Annotated in this window: 17 protein-coding genes; 9 read left to right on the top strand and 8 right to left on the bottom strand. The window is 58.3% G+C overall.

All coding sequences use genetic code 11. The annotated features are described in order from the left end of the window. Positions 1-2: 2 nt before the first annotated feature. The 5 genes from AB9K37_RS14745 to AB9K37_RS14765 form a co-directional block, all read right to left on the bottom strand. The gene (locus AB9K37_RS14745; protein ID WP_369840252.1) at positions 3-992 is read right to left on the bottom strand and encodes a glycoside hydrolase family 3 N-terminal domain-containing protein; all 990 of its coding nucleotides are present in this window, start codon (positions 990-992) and stop codon (positions 3-5) included. Positions 993-995: 3 nt separating this feature from the next. Then, positions 996-1,991: an SPOR domain-containing protein gene (locus AB9K37_RS14750; protein WP_369840254.1), complete on the bottom strand. Its 996-nt coding sequence runs from the start codon at positions 1,989-1,991 to the stop codon at positions 996-998. An 80-nt stretch (positions 1,992-2,071) separates the two neighbouring features. Then, positions 2,072-3,817 (bottom strand): arginine--tRNA ligase, encoded by a 1,746-nt coding sequence (gene argS / locus AB9K37_RS14755; RefSeq protein ID WP_369840256.1) that lies wholly within the window; start codon positions 3,815-3,817, stop codon positions 2,072-2,074. Positions 3,818-3,869: 52 nt separating this feature from the next. Continuing rightward, on the bottom strand, positions 3,870-5,693 hold the full coding sequence (locus AB9K37_RS14760) for a cation:proton antiporter (protein ID WP_369840258.1): 1,824 nt from the start codon (positions 5,691-5,693) through the stop codon (positions 3,870-3,872). An 18-nt stretch (positions 5,694-5,711) separates the two neighbouring features. Continuing rightward, positions 5,712-6,893, bottom strand: coding sequence for a deoxyguanosinetriphosphate triphosphohydrolase (locus tag AB9K37_RS14765; RefSeq protein ID WP_369840260.1), 1,182 nt, complete (start codon positions 6,891-6,893; stop codon positions 5,712-5,714). Between the two features lie 76 nt (positions 6,894-6,969). Between AB9K37_RS14765 and AB9K37_RS14770 the strand changes: the two genes are divergently transcribed. Beyond that, positions 6,970-7,293 carry a HesB/IscA family protein gene (locus AB9K37_RS14770; RefSeq protein ID WP_369840262.1) on the top strand — a complete coding sequence of 108 codons (324 nt, stop codon included), beginning with the start codon at positions 6,970-6,972 and terminating at the stop codon, positions 7,291-7,293. 10 nt (positions 7,294-7,303) lie between these two features. Here AB9K37_RS14770 and AB9K37_RS14775 read toward each other — a convergent pair whose 3' ends face one another. Continuing rightward, positions 7,304-8,308, bottom strand: a complete 1,005-nt coding sequence (locus tag AB9K37_RS14775; protein WP_369840263.1) for a hypothetical protein — start codon at positions 8,306-8,308, stop codon at positions 7,304-7,306. Positions 8,309-8,636: 328 nt separating this feature from the next. Between AB9K37_RS14775 and xth the strand changes: the two genes are divergently transcribed. After that, positions 8,637-9,419 carry an exodeoxyribonuclease III gene (gene xth, locus AB9K37_RS14780; RefSeq protein ID WP_369840265.1) on the top strand — a complete coding sequence of 261 codons (783 nt, stop codon included), beginning with the start codon at positions 8,637-8,639 and terminating at the stop codon, positions 9,417-9,419. On the opposite strand, the gene AB9K37_RS14785 is transcribed toward xth, so the two are convergent. Continuing rightward, positions 9,408-10,604, bottom strand: coding sequence for an FAD-dependent monooxygenase (locus tag AB9K37_RS14785; RefSeq protein WP_369840267.1), 1,197 nt, complete (start codon positions 10,602-10,604; stop codon positions 9,408-9,410). The genes xth and AB9K37_RS14785 overlap by 12 nt on opposite strands. A gap of 98 nt (positions 10,605-10,702) precedes the next feature. Further along, a complete protein-coding gene (gene dksA, locus AB9K37_RS14790; RefSeq protein ID WP_369840657.1) occupies positions 10,703-11,125 on the bottom strand; it encodes an RNA polymerase-binding protein DksA in 423 nt (140 codons plus the stop codon). Between the two features lie 180 nt (positions 11,126-11,305). Between dksA and AB9K37_RS14795 the strand changes: the two genes are divergently transcribed. The 7 genes from AB9K37_RS14795 to AB9K37_RS14825 all read left to right on the top strand — a co-directional run bounded on the left by AB9K37_RS14795 (position 11,306) and on the right by AB9K37_RS14825 (position 16,603). Then, entirely contained in the window at positions 11,306-12,145 is an 840-nt protein-coding gene (locus AB9K37_RS14795) for an AAA family ATPase (RefSeq protein ID WP_369840269.1), read from the top strand. Between the two features lie 375 nt (positions 12,146-12,520). Continuing rightward, the gene (locus AB9K37_RS14800) at positions 12,521-13,714 is read left to right on the top strand and encodes a DUF2927 domain-containing protein (protein ID WP_369840271.1); all 1,194 of its coding nucleotides are present in this window, start codon (positions 12,521-12,523) and stop codon (positions 13,712-13,714) included. A 51-nt stretch (positions 13,715-13,765) separates the two neighbouring features. Then, the gene (locus tag AB9K37_RS14805) at positions 13,766-13,936 is read left to right on the top strand and encodes an apolipoprotein acyltransferase (RefSeq protein ID WP_143095342.1); all 171 of its coding nucleotides are present in this window, start codon (positions 13,766-13,768) and stop codon (positions 13,934-13,936) included. 10 nt (positions 13,937-13,946) lie between these two features. Continuing rightward, a complete protein-coding gene (locus AB9K37_RS14810) occupies positions 13,947-15,131 on the top strand; it encodes a VWA domain-containing protein (protein ID WP_369840274.1) in 1,185 nt (394 codons plus the stop codon). Next, the gene (locus AB9K37_RS14815) at positions 15,128-15,517 is read left to right on the top strand and encodes a hypothetical protein (protein ID WP_369840276.1); all 390 of its coding nucleotides are present in this window, start codon (positions 15,128-15,130) and stop codon (positions 15,515-15,517) included. The genes AB9K37_RS14810 and AB9K37_RS14815 overlap by 4 nt, the downstream gene beginning before the upstream one ends. Beyond that, positions 15,510-16,094, top strand: coding sequence for a DedA family protein (locus tag AB9K37_RS14820; RefSeq protein WP_369840278.1), 585 nt, complete (start codon positions 15,510-15,512; stop codon positions 16,092-16,094). Before AB9K37_RS14815 ends, AB9K37_RS14820 begins: the two co-directional genes overlap by 8 nt. Positions 16,095-16,171: 77 nt before the next feature. Beyond that, positions 16,172-16,603 (top strand): OsmC family protein, encoded by a 432-nt coding sequence (locus AB9K37_RS14825; protein WP_369840280.1) that lies wholly within the window; start codon positions 16,172-16,174, stop codon positions 16,601-16,603. Positions 16,604-16,684 lie beyond the last annotated feature (81 nt).

The following is a 16,684-nucleotide window of genomic DNA, read 5'->3' on the forward strand; positions in this document are numbered from 1 at the left end:
CCTCACCCGTTCAAGAGGGAGGAAAATTCTGCCTCTAGGGCCGAAATGTCAATATCGCTGGGGGGTCGCCGCTGCGCCAAGGCCCGCTCCGCACGAACCTCCGCCTGTTCGGTCAGGTCACCACAGACGTTTGCAATGCTCTCCATCTCGTCGAGTTCACCGTTGCAGTGCAAAACCACATCGCAGCCTGCCGCGATCGCCTTTCCAGACCGACGCGCCACAGTGCCAGACAGCGCGCCCATGCTGATGTCATCGGTCATGATCAATCCGTCAAAGCCGATGTCCTGACGGATCAAGCGCATCATCTTGGGCGACAGGGTGGCGGGGCGGTCATCAAGTGCCTCAAACACCAGATGCGCGGTCATTCCCAGCGGTAGGTCATTCAGCGCCTTGAACGCCGCGAAATCCACGTTTGTCAGAGTTTCTGCATTGATATCCACGCGAGGCAGATCCAAGTGGCTGTCCACGCGGGCCAGCCCATGGCCAGGCATATGCTTGAGCACCGGCAGCACACCACCATCCAGATGCCCCTCGGCACATGCGCGGGCATTTGCGATCACAGCTTGCAGATCTTCGCCGTAGCAACGATTGCGCAAGAACGGATGAGTGTCGGCCCGGGCCACATCGGCCATCGGCGCGCAATTCCCGTCAATGCCAAAGGACAGCAGTTCTGCTGCAATCAGGCGGTAGCGCAGCCAGAACGCACGGGCGGCATTGGGACCGGCCGCGCGCGCCATTTCCAAGGGCGGTGTCCAATCACGAACCAGCGGCGGCCGCAGACGCGCCACGCGCCCCCCCTCTTGGTCGATGAAGATCGGCGCGTTCCAACTAACCGACTCGCGCAGGTCGGCTGTCAGCTTTCGCAGCTGCTCCGCGCTCTCGATGTTCCGTGCAAACAGGATAAAGCCCCACGGTTGCGCGGTCCTGAAAAAGTCACGCTCGGCGCCTGTCAGAACAGGCCCCGAGCATCCAAAGATAGCGGCAAGGTTCATGGGTTAGCGCAGCGCGATCGGAATACAGGCCGCGTTGCCCGCTACCAGCACCGAGCAGAACCGGCGCGAGTCGGCCAGATCGTCAAAGCCGTGCACGCGCAGGCGGTAGAAAATGCGCCCACCGCTCTCGGCCTTTTGGATCACACGGCTTTTGCCGTCAAAGAACTCAGCGAACTGGCCACTGATGCGGGTCCATTCCACGCGCGCGATTTCGGGGCTTTCATACGCGCCAAGCTGCACCAAACGAGTGCCAGCAGGCAGCGCGGTTGCGTCAAGTTCGGTCGCGGTCGATGTAATGGAGGCGACGAAATCATCGCTGGCTGATGCGACCTGAACCGAATCGCCAGCCGGGAACGGACGGATCTGCGGGCGCAGCGCGACAACGGCAGGTTCAGCAGCATCGTCTAGCATCAGGGTATCTTGGGGCTTCACCGCCAAGGCCAGTTGATTCGCCAGAGCCGCAAAGTCGTCTTCAGTATCAACAACGTTATCCAGCGGGACGGGAATATTTGCCTCGTCCACCAAGACGTCAGAATCGTTTACGGCGAATTCCGTCGACTCTGCAGGGACAGGTTCAACAGGCATTATTTCGGACAAAGGGGCGTCTTCTGCCGCGACGTCCAGCTGTTCCGGAGCAAGGACGACTTCGGCCACCGGAGCGCTGTTTGCGCCAGCGGCGACCACTTCATTGACCGCGAGGCCTAGATTCTCGGCTTGTTCGCCACCGGGATCGGCGGGGGCCACGCGCACGGGCCCCTCCATCGCGGCGACAACAGGAACGCCACTGACATCACGGACAATCGTCCCATAACCCCATAGAACAACAGCAGAAACCACAGCCACAGAGGCCACAGAACCAACAATATTAATCAGCTTGCGGCGCGGGCTTTCTTCAACAACGAAGTCCTGCATGTAGTCTGCGGGGTCATCCCAGCCATAGTTTCCACCATACTGGTTGTAGGGCGTGTAACCGCCCTGTGACGATTGATAATCCGCCATCACTGCCTCTCTGATCCCAGCGATCCCGGACTGCCGCTGGTTATATCTACTGCTCGTGTCTCGCCTGTGGGCTGCGTTCTTTAGCGCAGTTCCTCAGCTGGCGTGACACCCAAGATACCAAGACCGGCTGCAATCACAACGGCTGTCGAACGCGCCAGGGCGATTTTTGCTTGCGATGTGGCAGAATCGCCGTCCTGAATGAATCTCAGGCTGGTATTTTCGTTGCCACGGTTCCAGAGGCCATGCAAATCCGATGCCAATTCATACAGGTAGAAGGCAATCCGGTGCGGTTCGTTGGTCCGTGCGGCGATTTCCACCAGACGCGGCCACTCGGCGATTTTCTTCAACAGGTTCAATTCGGCCTCGTGGTCCAGCTTGGTGTGGTCCGCCGCCAGCAGGGTCGCATCATCAGCCGAGATACTTGCTTCTGCCGCTTTGCGCAGGACCGAAGCCACACGGGCGTGGGCGTACTGCACGTAGAAGACAGGGTTGTCCTTGGACTGTTCCAGAACCTTGTCGAAGTCAAAGTCCAGCGGCGCGTCGTTCTTGCGGGTCAGCATCACGAAACGGGTCACATCGGGGCCAACCTGCTCCACGACATCGCGCAGCATGATGAAGGTCCCTGCCCGCTTGGACATTTTGAAGGGCTCACCGTTCTTGAACAGCTTCACCAGCTGGCACAGTTTGATGTCGACGGGAACTTTGCCACCGGACAGCGCGCTGACGGCAGCCTTCATGCGTTTGACATAGCCGCCGTGGTCGGCGCCAAAGACGTCGATCAGCAGGTCAAAGCCACGCTGCACCTTGTCGTAGTGATAGGCGATATCGGGCGCGAAATAGGTCCACGCGCCGTCCGACTTCATGATCGGGCGGTCTACGTCGTCACCATAGTCGGTCGACTTGAAAAGGGTCTGCTCGCGGGGTTCCCAGTCCTCGGGCAGCTTGCCTTTGGGGGGCTCCAGCGTACCTCGATAGATCAGGCCCTTGTCGGTCAGATCCTGAATAGCGCCTTCGATCCGGCCCGTGCCGTAGAGCGACTTTTCGCTGTAGAACACGTCCATCTCGACGCCGAGCATTTTCAGATCCTCGCGGATCAGCTCCATCATCGCATCGGTCGCGAACTCGCGCACCTCGGCCAACCAGACGTCTTCGGGCTGATCGACATAAGCATCGCCAACCTTGTCTTTCAGGTTTGCGCCCACTTCGATCAGGTACTCACCGGGGTAAGTGCCATCTTCGAATGCGACTTCCTGACCGTGGGCCTCCAGGTAGCGTAGGTAGACCGACCGCGCCAGAACATCGACCTGAGCACCACCGTCGTTGATGTAATATTCGCGGGTCACGTCGTAACCGGCAAAATCCAGCAGGCTCGCCAGTGCGTCACCGAAAACCGCACCGCGGGTGTGACCCACGTGCAGCGGACCGGTGGGGTTCGCCGAAACGTATTCAACATTCACTTTCTTGCCCGCGCCCACCTCGGACCGGCCAAAACGTGTGCCGCTGTGCAGAACCGCCGATACCAGTCCCTGCCAGACCGCGGGCGCAAGACGCAGGTTGATGAAACCGGGTCCAGCCACTTCGGCACTGGTGATACGGTCGTCCGCAGCCAGCTTCTCGACCAATTTTTCGGCGATATCGCGGGGCTTTGACTTTGCAGCCTTGGCCAGCACCATCGCGGCATTGGTCGCCATGTCCCCGTGCAGCGGATCACGCGGAGGCTCCACCGTGACGTTGGCGAAATCGAGGCCCTCGGGCAGCGCGCCCTCGGCCTGCATTTGCCCGAGCGCGGCAAGAACAACAGCGTGAATATCGGTAAAGAGGTTCATAGGTCCAATCCTGTCTGATTGAGGATGGGATGTACCAGCCCTATGCCCCGCGTCAATCCCGAGTGGCAGAATCCTCCTTGGGGGGCAGCATTGCCAACAGGGTCACGCCCGACTTTTCACGCGGGGGATGTTCTGGTCCCAGCAAACGCACGCTTCCGTTTTCGAAAATCTCCATCATGGGAACCCCGTCGGGACGATCCGCTTCCCATTGTTCGAGCGTGTAATCGTCGGTCAGGTTCGTACGGCTAAAGCGCCAGCCTTGGAGCATCAAACTGCTGAGTTCGCGGTGAGTGCGCCCCGAGCCCAATTCACGACCGCCAAGAGTTACAGGCAGCGTGTGACGGCGGGACTCCTCGCGTGAACGGGCGATCTGCCAGACGTTCTCGCGGCCAAACTCGGGGGCCAGATCGGTCGCCACGAGGGTGTTGTAGGCATCATTATCCGTGGCAGCGATGACCTTTTCAAAGGGAACCAAATCCAGCGTATTGTGTGCATCTTCAGACAGGATATCCCCGTAATAGGTGCGTACGCCTGCCTCTCGGGCACTGCGCAGGCGCGATCGATTGCGATCAACGACCAGCACGGGCATCTCCGCATCCTGCAAGGCCTTGGCCAGCGCCGTCGACCAGCGAGATCCCCCCACGATCAGCACGCCAGAAGCGCGATCCGCAGTGAGCCCCAGCCAGCCGGCCAGTGGCGCCAGCGTGAACCCGTGCAACACCACCGTAGCCGCCACAAGCGCAAACGCGAGCGCCGGAATTTTGGCGGCATCATCATAGCCCAGTCCCACCAAACGCTCTGAAAAAAGACCGGCAACCGCAACCAAGACCACCCCGCGCGGCCCCGTCAGCGCGATCAGGATGCGCTCTTTCATTGGCACGTCAGATCCCAGCAGAGACACCATGACCGTCACCGGACGGGCCAGCAAGATCACGACGATGATAAAGCCCAACGTGCTCCATTCCATCGCGAACAGGGTGTCGCGGTCCATGTTGGCGGCAAGCAGAATAAAGACGCCGGACACCAGCAGAACGGTTGCGTGCTCTTTGAACCTGCGCAATTCGTCGTAGCTGGGAAGCTCTGCGTTGGCGATCACAACACCCATCACGGTCACTGCCAGCAACCCGCTTTCGTGCAGAACGGCGTCAGAGGCCGCAAAGACTGCCACCAAGACGGTGAACAGCACAGGGACCTTCATGTATTCCGGCACGACCCCGCGGGTGAAACCTTGGGCGATACCCCAACCCGCTGCCAGACCAAGAATGGTCGCAACGCCGATACCCAAAGAGAATTCGGTGACAGCCTCGCCCACAGTTGCGGTGTCTGCCATCACGAGAACCACGGTGAACGCCAGAACAGCCGCCAGCGCGCCTACCGGATCGTTCACGATCGCTTCCCACTGAAGCAACTTCGCGGGGCGCTGTTGCAACCGTGCCTGACGCAAAAGCGGTGCGATCACGGTTGGCCCTGTGACCACCATAATCCCGCCAAAGACGCTGGACGCCGCCCAACCAAGGCCCGCCGCATAATGCAGCGCCGCCGCCGACAAGGCCCACCCAAGCGGGGCCCCGATGAACACCAACCGCCTGACGCCGACACGCGCCTCTCGCAATGAATGAAAGTCGAGGGTCAGACCGCCCTCAAATAGGATAATCGCGACCGCGATGCTGATCATCGGCTTCATCAGCGGGCCGATGTCCCTAGCCGGGTCAAAAATCCCCAGACCGGGTCCAACGATCAGACCCGCCAAAAGCATCAAAACGATCGCGGGCATCCGCAGACGCCACGCCAGCCACTGGCTCCCGACACCCAAAGCTCCGACCAGCGCAATCGCATTCACGGGGCCAAGCCCCGCCACTTCACTCGCTACAGCCATGGATGTTCCTTTGTCGTCTTATCGTTGTGCCGGTCCGTGCAAATCCCCTAGCCCCTGTCCTCCGCACAGCCGCGCATGCTCTAGCAGTGCGAACCGGTCCGTCATGCCAGACACGTAGTCCGCCACGCTGCGCGCGATCTCTGTCTCTCCTTGGTCCCGAACAGCCGCAATCTGGGCCTGCCAGTTCTCTGGCAACATCCGCGGATCGTTCAGATAAGTCTGGAACAGATCGATCGTTACCTGCGTCACGCGCTCGCGTACTTCGACAACAGAAGGGGCGCGGTACATCCGCGTGAACAGGAAACGACGAATGACGTTAATCTGTTCCCTCAGGTCATCAGAAAATGTCACCATTGCAATTCCGGCCATGCGCAATTCTTCGACCGAGCCTGCCCCAGTAGCCTTGAGGCTGGCCTGAGCGGTATCGATTACGTCGCCGACCATCACCCCGAACACACGGCGCAAAGCCTCGTACCGGCGACGGCGGCGGTCCAGATTGGGGTACTTGGCGTCCACCTCGGCATAGGCATCGCAGACGATCGGCAACGCCGCGACCTCTTCTTCGGTAAAGAGCCCTGCCCGCAAGCCATCCTGCAAATCGTGGTTATTATAAGCCACGTCATCGGCAATGGCCGCCACCTGCGCCTCGGCGCTGGCATGGGTGTCCAGTTCCAGATTATGCCGTGCGTTATATTCGGAAAGTGCATAGGGATGCGGCGCGGGAACCGGGCCGTTGTGCTTGGCGATCCCTTCTAGCGTTTCCCATGTCAGGTTCAGCCCGTCGAAATCCGCATAATGGGTTTCGAGCTTGGTCACGATGCGCAGGGCTTGGGCGTTGTGGTCAAACCCACCAAAGGGGGCCATCAACTCAGCCAGAGCATCCTCGCCTGTGTGCCCGAACGGTGTGTGTCCCAGATCATGGGCCAGCGCCACAGCCTCGGTCAGTTCCTGATTCAGGCCCAAAGCGCCCGAGATCGTGCGCGCAACTTGGGCGACTTCCAATGAATGGGTCAGGCGGGTGCGGTAATAATCGCCCTCGTGCTCCACAAAGACCTGAGTCTTGTGCTTCAACCGCCGAAATGCGCTGGAATGCAGGATACGGTCCCTGTCCCGCTGAAAACAGGACCGGAAGGTGCTGCCTTCTTCCTCAAAAAGCCGGCCGCGGCTGCGCGCCGGATCACATGCGTAGGGTGCTTGCATGCCCCCTCCTTGTCGCTAGGTGCTGCACCACATATATTCGAGAAGTCCGCCAATGCAAAAACTTCGGAGATCATTGATGAATCTGCCCCCCAAGGTCACGCCCCGCGCCTTTGACCGCCTGCACGAAATCGGTGCTGCGGCTTCGGGCAAGGCTCTGCGCGTCGCCGTCGAAGGCGGCGGCTGCTCGGGCTTTCAATACGAGATCAAGCTGGACGAACCCACGGCTGACGATCTGCTGCTCGAAGGCGCCGGAGAAACGGTCGTCGTGGACAGCACCTCCCTGCCCTTTCTGGCGAATGCGGTGATCGATTTCACCGAAGAGCTGATCGGCGCTCGTTTCGTGATCGAGAACCCGAATGCCACCAGCTCTTGCGGCTGCGGCACCAGTTTCTCGATCTAAGGGATCGGCGTCACATCACGTCGCCGGGCCTTGAGAGGATTTCGAAAAATGCATCGAACCCGTCGCACTTTGCGGCGGCTTCCAGGCGGTTATGTGTCGGGAAACTCAGCAGGCCCTCGATTTCCCTTTTCATCGCCGGCCAGTTGCCACAGCGCGGAATGCTCATTCGGCGCAGCACGGTTTGCAACTCGCGCATCGGCGAAACTTTATCCCCTTGAATGTGAAGCGAGAACGGGCCGTTGGGAAGGGCCTCTGCAAAGACCGGTTGGCCGGCACCGTAGGCAACGCATTGGCTGGCCATATACAGTTTCAAGGAGTCCACCTGACCATGTTCGAGCCCGCCGCTGATGCGCAGTTTAGAGCTTCGGCGCAGCACAAAGTTCTCCACCGGTTGGGGAACTGGCATATTCAAAGCATGAAAAACAGAGATCAGGCGCGAAGCCGTCTCAGCATCGTCTGCCAGAAACGCGTAGAACAGAGCATTTCTCAGACTGGTTTTGATCGCGGGAGTCGCCATAGCTTCAAGACCGCCCATCGCAGTAAGAATCATCACGCTACGTGCCAGATCCTTACCCATCGGCATTTCTGCGTAGAAGTCCGGCCGGGAAATGCGCGCGATCGTACGTCGGATCAGCGATTGATCCCCAGCTGCCCCCAAAGCGGAAACATTGGACTGCCACATCATCCAGCTGCCATACAGGCGCCCCTTGTCAGAATGATCTGCGACAACCAAATCTCTGGAGAGAATCCAGCGTATCAGACCAGATGAGGCATCCCCCTCGATCCCGTTGCGCTCCAATTCATACGCTATGTGCAAGAGAACCGCATAGGACCGCGGGTTGAACTGCAGCATCTCTGGCAGGCGATCGTAGAGCGGGCGAAACCGGGCCAGAAAGTCCTGACCGACCGGGATGTTGCACCGCCTAAGAAGCATGAGAAGATATATGATTTCCTCATACCAAGCCTTGCTTTCAATCGGTTGTCGATGCCCGAGAATATTACCTGCAAGATTCATTAGATTTGCAGGCGTTTGAGCCCTTGGGCGCAACATGACGACGTTTCCAAATCGATCGTCATCGTACTTTTCTATACTAAGCAAAACAAAAAACTCCGCACTCTATACCTTGCTCAGCGCTTCGTCGGACAAGGACTGCGCTGATTATCATTAGTATGTAGCGAAGCATACAAAAGGTTATTGCACGAACCATTCCCTACAAATGAGGACAGAACTCAACCAGAGGTATATAGCGATAAACTCCAACACGCACTACCGGTATCGGGGCCTGTGCGGGTTGCTCTTGATGCGGTGATCAGCGATAGCTTGGGCAACTGGGAGAACCACCATGCAGATCGTGACCTACAACATCAACGGCGTCAAAGCGCGGATCGAAACGCTCTTGACTTGGCTGCGGGAAGAGAGCCCCGACGTCGTTGCCGTGCAAGAGATTAAATCGGTCGACGAAGGCTTCCCCCGCGAGGCGATCGAAGATTTGGGTTACCGCGTTGAAACCCATGGACAAAAGAGCTTCAACGGCGTCGCAATTCTGTCCAAACTCCCGCTCGAAGATGTGACCCGCGGTTTGCCCGGCGATGACAGTGATGAACAGGCGCGCTGGATCGAGGCCACCGTGATTGGCGAAACTGCTGCCGTGCGCCTCTGCGCATTGTACCTGCCCAACGGGAACCCAGCGCCCGGGCCGAAATATGATTATAAACTGGCCTGGATGGCGCGCCTGGAGCAGCACGCAAAGCAAATGCTGCTAGAAGAGATGCCTCTGGTGATGGCCGGCGACTACAACATTATTCCTCAAGACGAAGATGCCGCGCGTCCGCAAGTCTGGCAAAAGGATGCTTTGGCCCTTCCCCAAAGCCGTGCGGCGTTCCGGCGCATTCTGGACCTTGGGTTTACCGAAGCGTTCCGCACACGCACCTTTGGCGGCGGGCATTATAGCTTCTGGGATTATCAGGCAGGTGCCTGGCAAAAGAACGACGGTATCCGCATCGATCACTTCCTACTGAGCCCCGAAGCCGCAGACCTCTTGACCGACTGCCGGATCGAAGCCGAAGCGAGGGGCAAGGAGAAACCCTCTGACCACGTCCCTGTCTGGTTGACCCTAGACGTCTGAGCCGGTCAGAAGCGGATCGCGGGTAATATCATAGCCATAGAGCCAGTCGAACGAGCCGACCAGTTTTTGCGGTGCGAAGCGGCTGACCAAGCCCATTCCCAGATGGGCCCCAAAACGCAGGGGTGCAGAGGACAGGTGGTATTTCCATGCATTCCCGTTTGCCGCCTCGATCACACGGGACGCACGGTCTTGGCGCACCTGCTGATAGGTGTTGAACGCGCTCTGCAAATCCTGATTTCGCGCGAACTCCGCATTAAGCGCGTAGGCATCTTCGAGCGCCATGTTCGCCCCTTGCGCCAAGAATGGCAGGGTTGGATGAGCCGCATCCCCGACCAGAACAGCCGAGCCTTTGTACCACTTTTCCGCCACGGGGTGCCGGAACAATCCCCAAACATGCACATCCTGAATTTGTGACAGCAATTTTTGCACGTCAGACCCGAAGTCGTGAAACGATGCACGCAGGTTGGACGGATCGTCCCGTTGTGACCATCCCTCTGCCGCCCATTGCGCACGCTCTTTCACTGCCACCACATTCAAGATGGAACCGTCCCGCAACGGATAGACCACCAGATGCCGCTTGGGCCCCATGTAAACCCGCACCACAGAAGGCTGCTTCAGGACGTTTGGAACGATGGCACGCCATGCCACCTGTCCCGTGAAAAACGGAGCTTCGGATCCATTGATTGCGGGCCGCACCACAGAACGCACACCGTCCGCACCGATCAACACTTCGGGCTGAAACGCGGGGCCGCAATGCATCTTCATGTTCAATGCAGCGTTCAAGCTAACGCTGTCGACCTTCTGTAGCAGGCGCACTTTTGCTCCGGCATCGCGCGCCGCAGAGGCCAGAACCTCGATTAAATCCGCGCGATGGACAAAATAGTAGCCCGTATCGCCACCAGTTTGGCGCAGCCGGATCTGCGCGACCACGCCAGAGCGGCGATAATCCCGCAGTTCTACCGCTTTGGCCTGCACACCGCAGGCGCGGATAGCATCGCCAACCCCGAGGGACTCCAGGACACGTAAACCGTTTGGGCTAATCTGGAGACCCGCCCCAACCTCCTTGATTGCATCGGCCTGCTCTAGAACTGTGACGCTGGCATCCTGCCGCGCCAATCCGAGGGCAACCGCTAATCCCGCGATGCCCCCGCCAGCGACCGTGAAATTCTGGCTCATCCGAGGCATGATCCGCCCCCTACTTCGAAATCGTTTAGTCAAAATACAAATGCCGAGCTCACAAAGGAACCCGGCACCTGCTAAAACTCATTTCACCGGCGGCGACCTTAGTCGTCGCGGTGGACCTTTTCCCGACGTTCGTGGCGCTCTTGCGCCTCGAGGGTCATGGTTGCGATCGGACGTGCGTCCAGACGCTTGAGCGAGATCGGCTCGCCGGTCATTTCACAGTAGCCGTATTCACCGTTTTCGATCCGGCGCAGAGCCGAATCGATCTTGGAAACTAGCTTTCGCTGACGATCACGTGTCCGCAGTTCCAGCGCGCGGTCGGTCTCTTCGCTCGCGCGGTCAGTCAGATCCGGAATATTCCGGGTACTGCCCTGCAAGGTTTCGATCGTCTCTCGGCTGTCCTCGAGGATCTCGTCCTTCCAGGCAATAAGCTTGCGACGGAAGTACTCGAGTTGCCGGTCATTCATGAACGGCTCGTCCTCGGCTGGCTGGTAATCCTCAGGTAGAAAGACTTCTGCTTTCATTTCCGCTCCCCTGATCAAGCCCTCGTCTGGGGTCGTTGGTTTGTCAGACATATCGGGCCTCCTTCGGGGTCCACTTACCCCAGACCCACAGGGATGTCACTACACAAAGCACCCCAGTTTCGCGCGTAAGGTCATTCTGATAACCTGTTTCATGGCATAGGAAATGTTAGGAAAACCTTAATGAAATTTTCATCGACCGACAAATATGTCGCGCCGGCGGATTTGACTGTTGCAGTAAACGCCGCCATCGCGCTGGAACGCCCGCTTTTGGTCAAAGGCGAGCCAGGGACGGGCAAAACAGAGCTTGCCAGACAAGTTGCCGCATCCTTGGGACTACCGATGCTAGAATGGGCAGTGAAATCAACAACACGGGCTCAGCAAGGTCTCTACGAGTATGACGCCGTATCGCGCCTGCGGGACAGCCAACTTGGCGATCCTCGTGTCGAAGATGTTTCGAATTACATTCGTAAGGGCAAACTTTGGCAGGCTTTCGACGCTGACGGGAAAGTCGTCCTACTGATCGACGAAATCGACAAAGCCGACATCGAGTTCCCCAACGATCTGCTGCAGGAACTCGATAAGATGGAGTTCTTTGTCTACGAAACCGGCGAGACAATTAAGGCAAAACAGCGGCCTATCGTCATCATTACGTCAAATAATGAGAAGGAATTGCCCGATGCCTTCCTGCGTCGTTGTTTTTTCCACTACATCAGTTTCCCAGATACGGAAACAATGAAGCAAATCGTCGATGTCCATTTCCCGGGCATCAAGTCAGCTCTACTGACCGAAGCGCTGACCCAATTTTACGAGATTCGCGACACTGCAGGTCTCAAGAAGAAACCTAGCACTTCCGAGGTTTTAGATTGGTTAAAGCTGCTTCTGGCCGAGGACCTATCCCCAGAAGACATTCGCAGGGATGGAAAAAATGCACTTCCCAAGTTGCACGGCGCGCTTTTAAAGAACGAGCAGGACGTTCACCTATTTGAAAGTCTGACTTTTATGCTAAAAGGGAAACGATAGTTATCCTGCCTTACAAATTTCCCAGTTACAGCAACATGTGGCCCGCTTTGAAAACGATACCTGAACTCACTGAAAACAAGGATGTTGACGTGTGTGCAGGTACCCAATGCGAAGCGGACCATATGACAAAAGCCCCGACAGAGGGCGAAAGAGCGGCACGAGCGATTCGCGGATACTGGCAGGTCTCATCCCAACATTATCGGGTTCCCAGTAATGCTTTACCGCCTGCTCTTGCCAGTTTTTGTGGCTCTTTCGGCGTGCACGCCGACCATGTCTGTCTACGATTCCCCTACGCGCGCCTTCACTGCTGAGGTAGACCTACCAGAAATGCGTGTCTTTTCATCGCCGCGAGCCCGTGCGCCCGCGCGATCCAACATGGAAATCGCACGCGATTTTCTGGATCTGACCATGCGAATGGAAAGCGGGCGGCACCTGCCGTACTTTACGCGGTTCGAGGGCCCAATCACCGTAGCAGTGCGCGGCGCACCCTCACCCACACTTACAACTGACCTTGGTCGCCTTCTTTATCGCCTGCGCTCTGAGGCGGGATTACAGATTACACAAACGAACACGTCTGACGCGAACATAATTGTTAATGCGACGACCAGACGCGCGATCCAGAAGGTCCTGCCCCAAGCGGCCTGCTTTGTCGCTCCGAACGTGACAACTCTGGCCGAATACCGACTCGCGCGGCGGACTAAGCTGACAAGCTGGTCCTCGATGAAGGAACGGAAAAGAATCACGATCTTTGTGCCCACTGATGTCAGCCCGCAAGAAACGCGCGACTGCCTGCACGAAGAACTGTCCCAAGCTTTGGGTCCACTGAATGATCTGTACAGGCTGCCGGATAGTATCTTTAACGATGACAATCTGCATACGGTTCTGACCGGGTTCGATATGCTGATCCTCAAGGCGATGTATGCGCCCGAACTGCACAGCGGGATGAACCGCCGTCAGGTCGCCAACCGCCTGCCAGAGGTTCTGGCACGCCTGAACCCTGCTGGTCAGCGCCCCCCGGGTAAATTCCAGATCTACACACCGCGCGATTGGCGTGCCAACATGATCACGGCCCTCGCCCCAGGCGCGAACATGAACCAGCGCCTGAAGGCAGCCGAAGATGCCCTGCGTATCGCAACGGCGCGCAAGCTCTCGGACGTACGCATGGGATATAACTGGTACGCGATCGGCCTGCTGACCGAGCGCAGCGACCCTGACCGTGCCATCGCCGCATTCCAGAACGCCTATCAGTACTATCAGGCCAACAGCGGGACAGACATTCACAAAGCGCAGGTCGCATCGCGGATCGCGTCCTACGCTCTGCACAACGGCAACCCGCAAATGGCACTGGACTATATCGAGCCGAGCCTCGCAGCTGCGATCCGCGGCGAGAACGCGGCCCTTTTGTCAGCCCTGATGCTCCTGCGGTCCGAGGCACTGATGCGCAACGGCATGGCCACGGACGCCCGTGCCGCACGGGTGGACAGTCTGGGTTGGGCGCGCTACGGCTTTGGATCAGAACGGGAGCTGAAACAGCGCCTGCGTGTCCTCACCGGCTTTAGTCCCTTGTGATGTGCGTGGGCCCTGTAAATGCAGGGCCCGCAGCACTTTCAGGGGGGCACAATGCTTCTAGTTATCGGGATCATGATCTTTGGCGGCGCAATGGGTGGTCTGATCGCCAGCCGCCGCAAGGGCACGCGCTCTGACGTTATCCATTACATCGCGACATACGCGGTGATCTTTGCCATCATCGGGGTTCTCGCGCAGGTCATTCTGCTGCGCAACATCAGCTAAAGGACCCGCGATGTTCCTGCCCTTTTTCGAGAACCTTAGACAGCGCGCCGTTCCCGTCACCTTACGGGAATATCTGGCCTTTCTCGAGGGAATGCAAAAAGGGCTGACCACTTACGATATCGAAAGCTTCTACTACTTCGCCCGCACGGCGATGGTAAAGGACGAGCGACACCTCGATCGCTTTGACCAAGCCTTCAGCGAGACATTCAAAGGCATCGAAGACATCCCGAACGACGCGGTTCTAGATGCGCTCGACCTGCCCGAAGAATGGCTGCGCAAGATGGCCGAAAAGCACATGACCGAAGAGGAAAAGGCCCAGATTGAAGCCATGGGCGGCTTTGACAAGCTGATGGAGGCGCTGAAAAAGCGGCTCGAGGAGCAGAAGGGTCGACATCAAGGTGGTAACAAGTGGGTCGGCACGGCAGGCACCTCTCCCTTTGGCGCCTACGGCTACAATCCCGAAGGCGTCCGCATCGGCCAACACGAAAGCCGCCACCGCCGCGCGGTCAAGGTCTGGGACAAACGCGAGTTCCGCAATCTGGATGACTCGGTCGAACTCGGCACCCGCAATATCAAGGTCGCGATGAAGCGCCTGCGCAAATGGGCCCGCGATGGCGCCCACGAAGAGCTGGACCTGGACGGCACCATCCGCTCTACCGCCGAACACGGATATCTGGATGTCAAAACGCGCCCCGAGCGGCGCAATGCGGTAAAGGTCGTGCTGTTTCTGGACGTTGGTGGGTCGATGGATGACCACGTGAAGGTCGTACAGGAACTTTTCAGCGCGGCACGGACCGAATTCAAGCATCTGGAATACTACTATTTCCACAACTGCCTGTACGAGGGCGTCTGGCGCGACAACGCCCGCCGCTGGACTGAACAGATCCCGACGCACGAGGTGATGAACACCTACGGCTCGGACTACAAATGCATCTTTGTCGGCGATGCCAGCATGAGCCCCTACGAGATCGCGATCCCCGGCGGCGCGAACGAGCATTGGAACGAAGAGCCCGGTCAGGTGTGGCTCCAGCGTGCCCGGCGCCAGTGGCCGCAGCATCTGTGGATCAATCCGGTGCCAGAGAAATATTGGCCCTACACGCAATCGATCCACATGATCCGCCAAATCTTCGAAGACCGGATGGTCCCCATGACGCTCGAGGGGATCGAGCGCGGCATGAAGGAATTGGGACGATGAAACGCCGCATGCGGGACAGCCTGCGCAAGCATCCTGTTCTCTCTGCGATCTTTGCGTTGGCGCTCGTGGCCACAATCGTCTTTGGCATTCGCATGCTGATGTTCATGGCCCACTGGGACCCGCCCCCGCCAGACCAGCAACCGATCGAAGGCTGGATGACACCGCGCTACGTCGCTTTTAGCTGGGACATCCCCAAGCCCGAAATGTTTGCCATCATGGCTCGGATCACTGGTCTGGATAACCCACCCGATAAGCCCATGCCAATCGAGCGGATCGCCGAAAATAGCGGCATGACCACCGCGGCCTTTATTGACGCGCTGGACCAAGAGATTGCCGCCTATCGTGCAGCCAATCCCGATCACGCGGGTGACAGGCCCCATGACTGAAAGCTTCTTTACGCTCATAACCGATTACGGCGTATGGATCATTCTGGCCTCGACCTATCTCTCCTGCCTTCTGGTGCCGATCCCCAGCTCGATGATGATGCTAGCAGGTGGCGCGCTGGTGTCGGTGGGGGATTTGGTGCTGTGGCAGGTTGTGCTTGCAGCCTATGGCGGCGCGGTCCTTGGGGATCAGAGCGGCTTTGCGATTGGCCAGCGGGCCAGCGGGCTGCTCGCACGGCTCACCTCTGATAAACCCAAACGCAAGGCTCTGTACACTCGGGCGCAAAAGGTGGTCGAGACCTCTGGCGGAACCGGCGTCTTCTTTAGTACGTGGCTTTTTGCCCCGCTCGGACCGTGGATCAATATCGCAGCGGGTGCGGCAAAAATGGGTTGGCTGCGGTTCAGCTTGTGGGACGCGGCCGGAGAACTGGTCTGGGTCAGCATCTATGTCGGTCTTGGCTACAGCTTTGCCACCAGCCTGTCGAGCATCGCCGAAATCGCAAGCAACGCCATAGGTTTTGTCACGGCGGCCCTAATCGCGGTTGTTCTTGGGCGCTGGCTCCTACGCCGCGGAACATAATCCCGAACCTCTATGGAACATTTCTGATGTGCTGGCCGTTGATGCCCCAACAGAAAGACACAGAAGGACTGTACGTGATGATTAACAAGATTGGCTCCGCAAAATGGACTGGCTCGCTCAAAGAGGGCAAAGGCTACGTCTCGACCGAGTCGGGCGCGCTTGATGATCAACCCTATGGCTTCAACACCCGTTTCGAAGATGGCGCAGGAACCAACCCCGAAGAAATCATCGGGGCGGCACACGCAGCCTGCTTCTCGATGGCGCTGTCTATGATCCTAGGGGAAAATATCCCTGACTCGATCGCGACGACCGCAACCGTGTCGATGGACAAAGACGGCGAAGGTTTCGCGGTCAAAAAAATCCATCTGGACGTGACTGGCAAGGTGCCCGGCATCACTTCCGAAGAGTTCACCAAGGCGGCCACCACCGCCAAGGACAACTGCCCGATTTCACGCTTGTTGATGGGCGGCACGGCAGAAATCACCATGGACGCCAAGTTCGAGGGCTAAGCTCCGGCTCTTTGCGCACAGCGCCTGACGTTTCATCGCGTCGGGCGCTTTTCTTTTGCCATGTGCTGCCCCATCTTATGC

Source organism: Donghicola sp. XS_ASV15, from assembly GCF_041224595.1.
Classification (GTDB): domain Bacteria; phylum Pseudomonadota; class Alphaproteobacteria; order Rhodobacterales; family Rhodobacteraceae; genus Donghicola.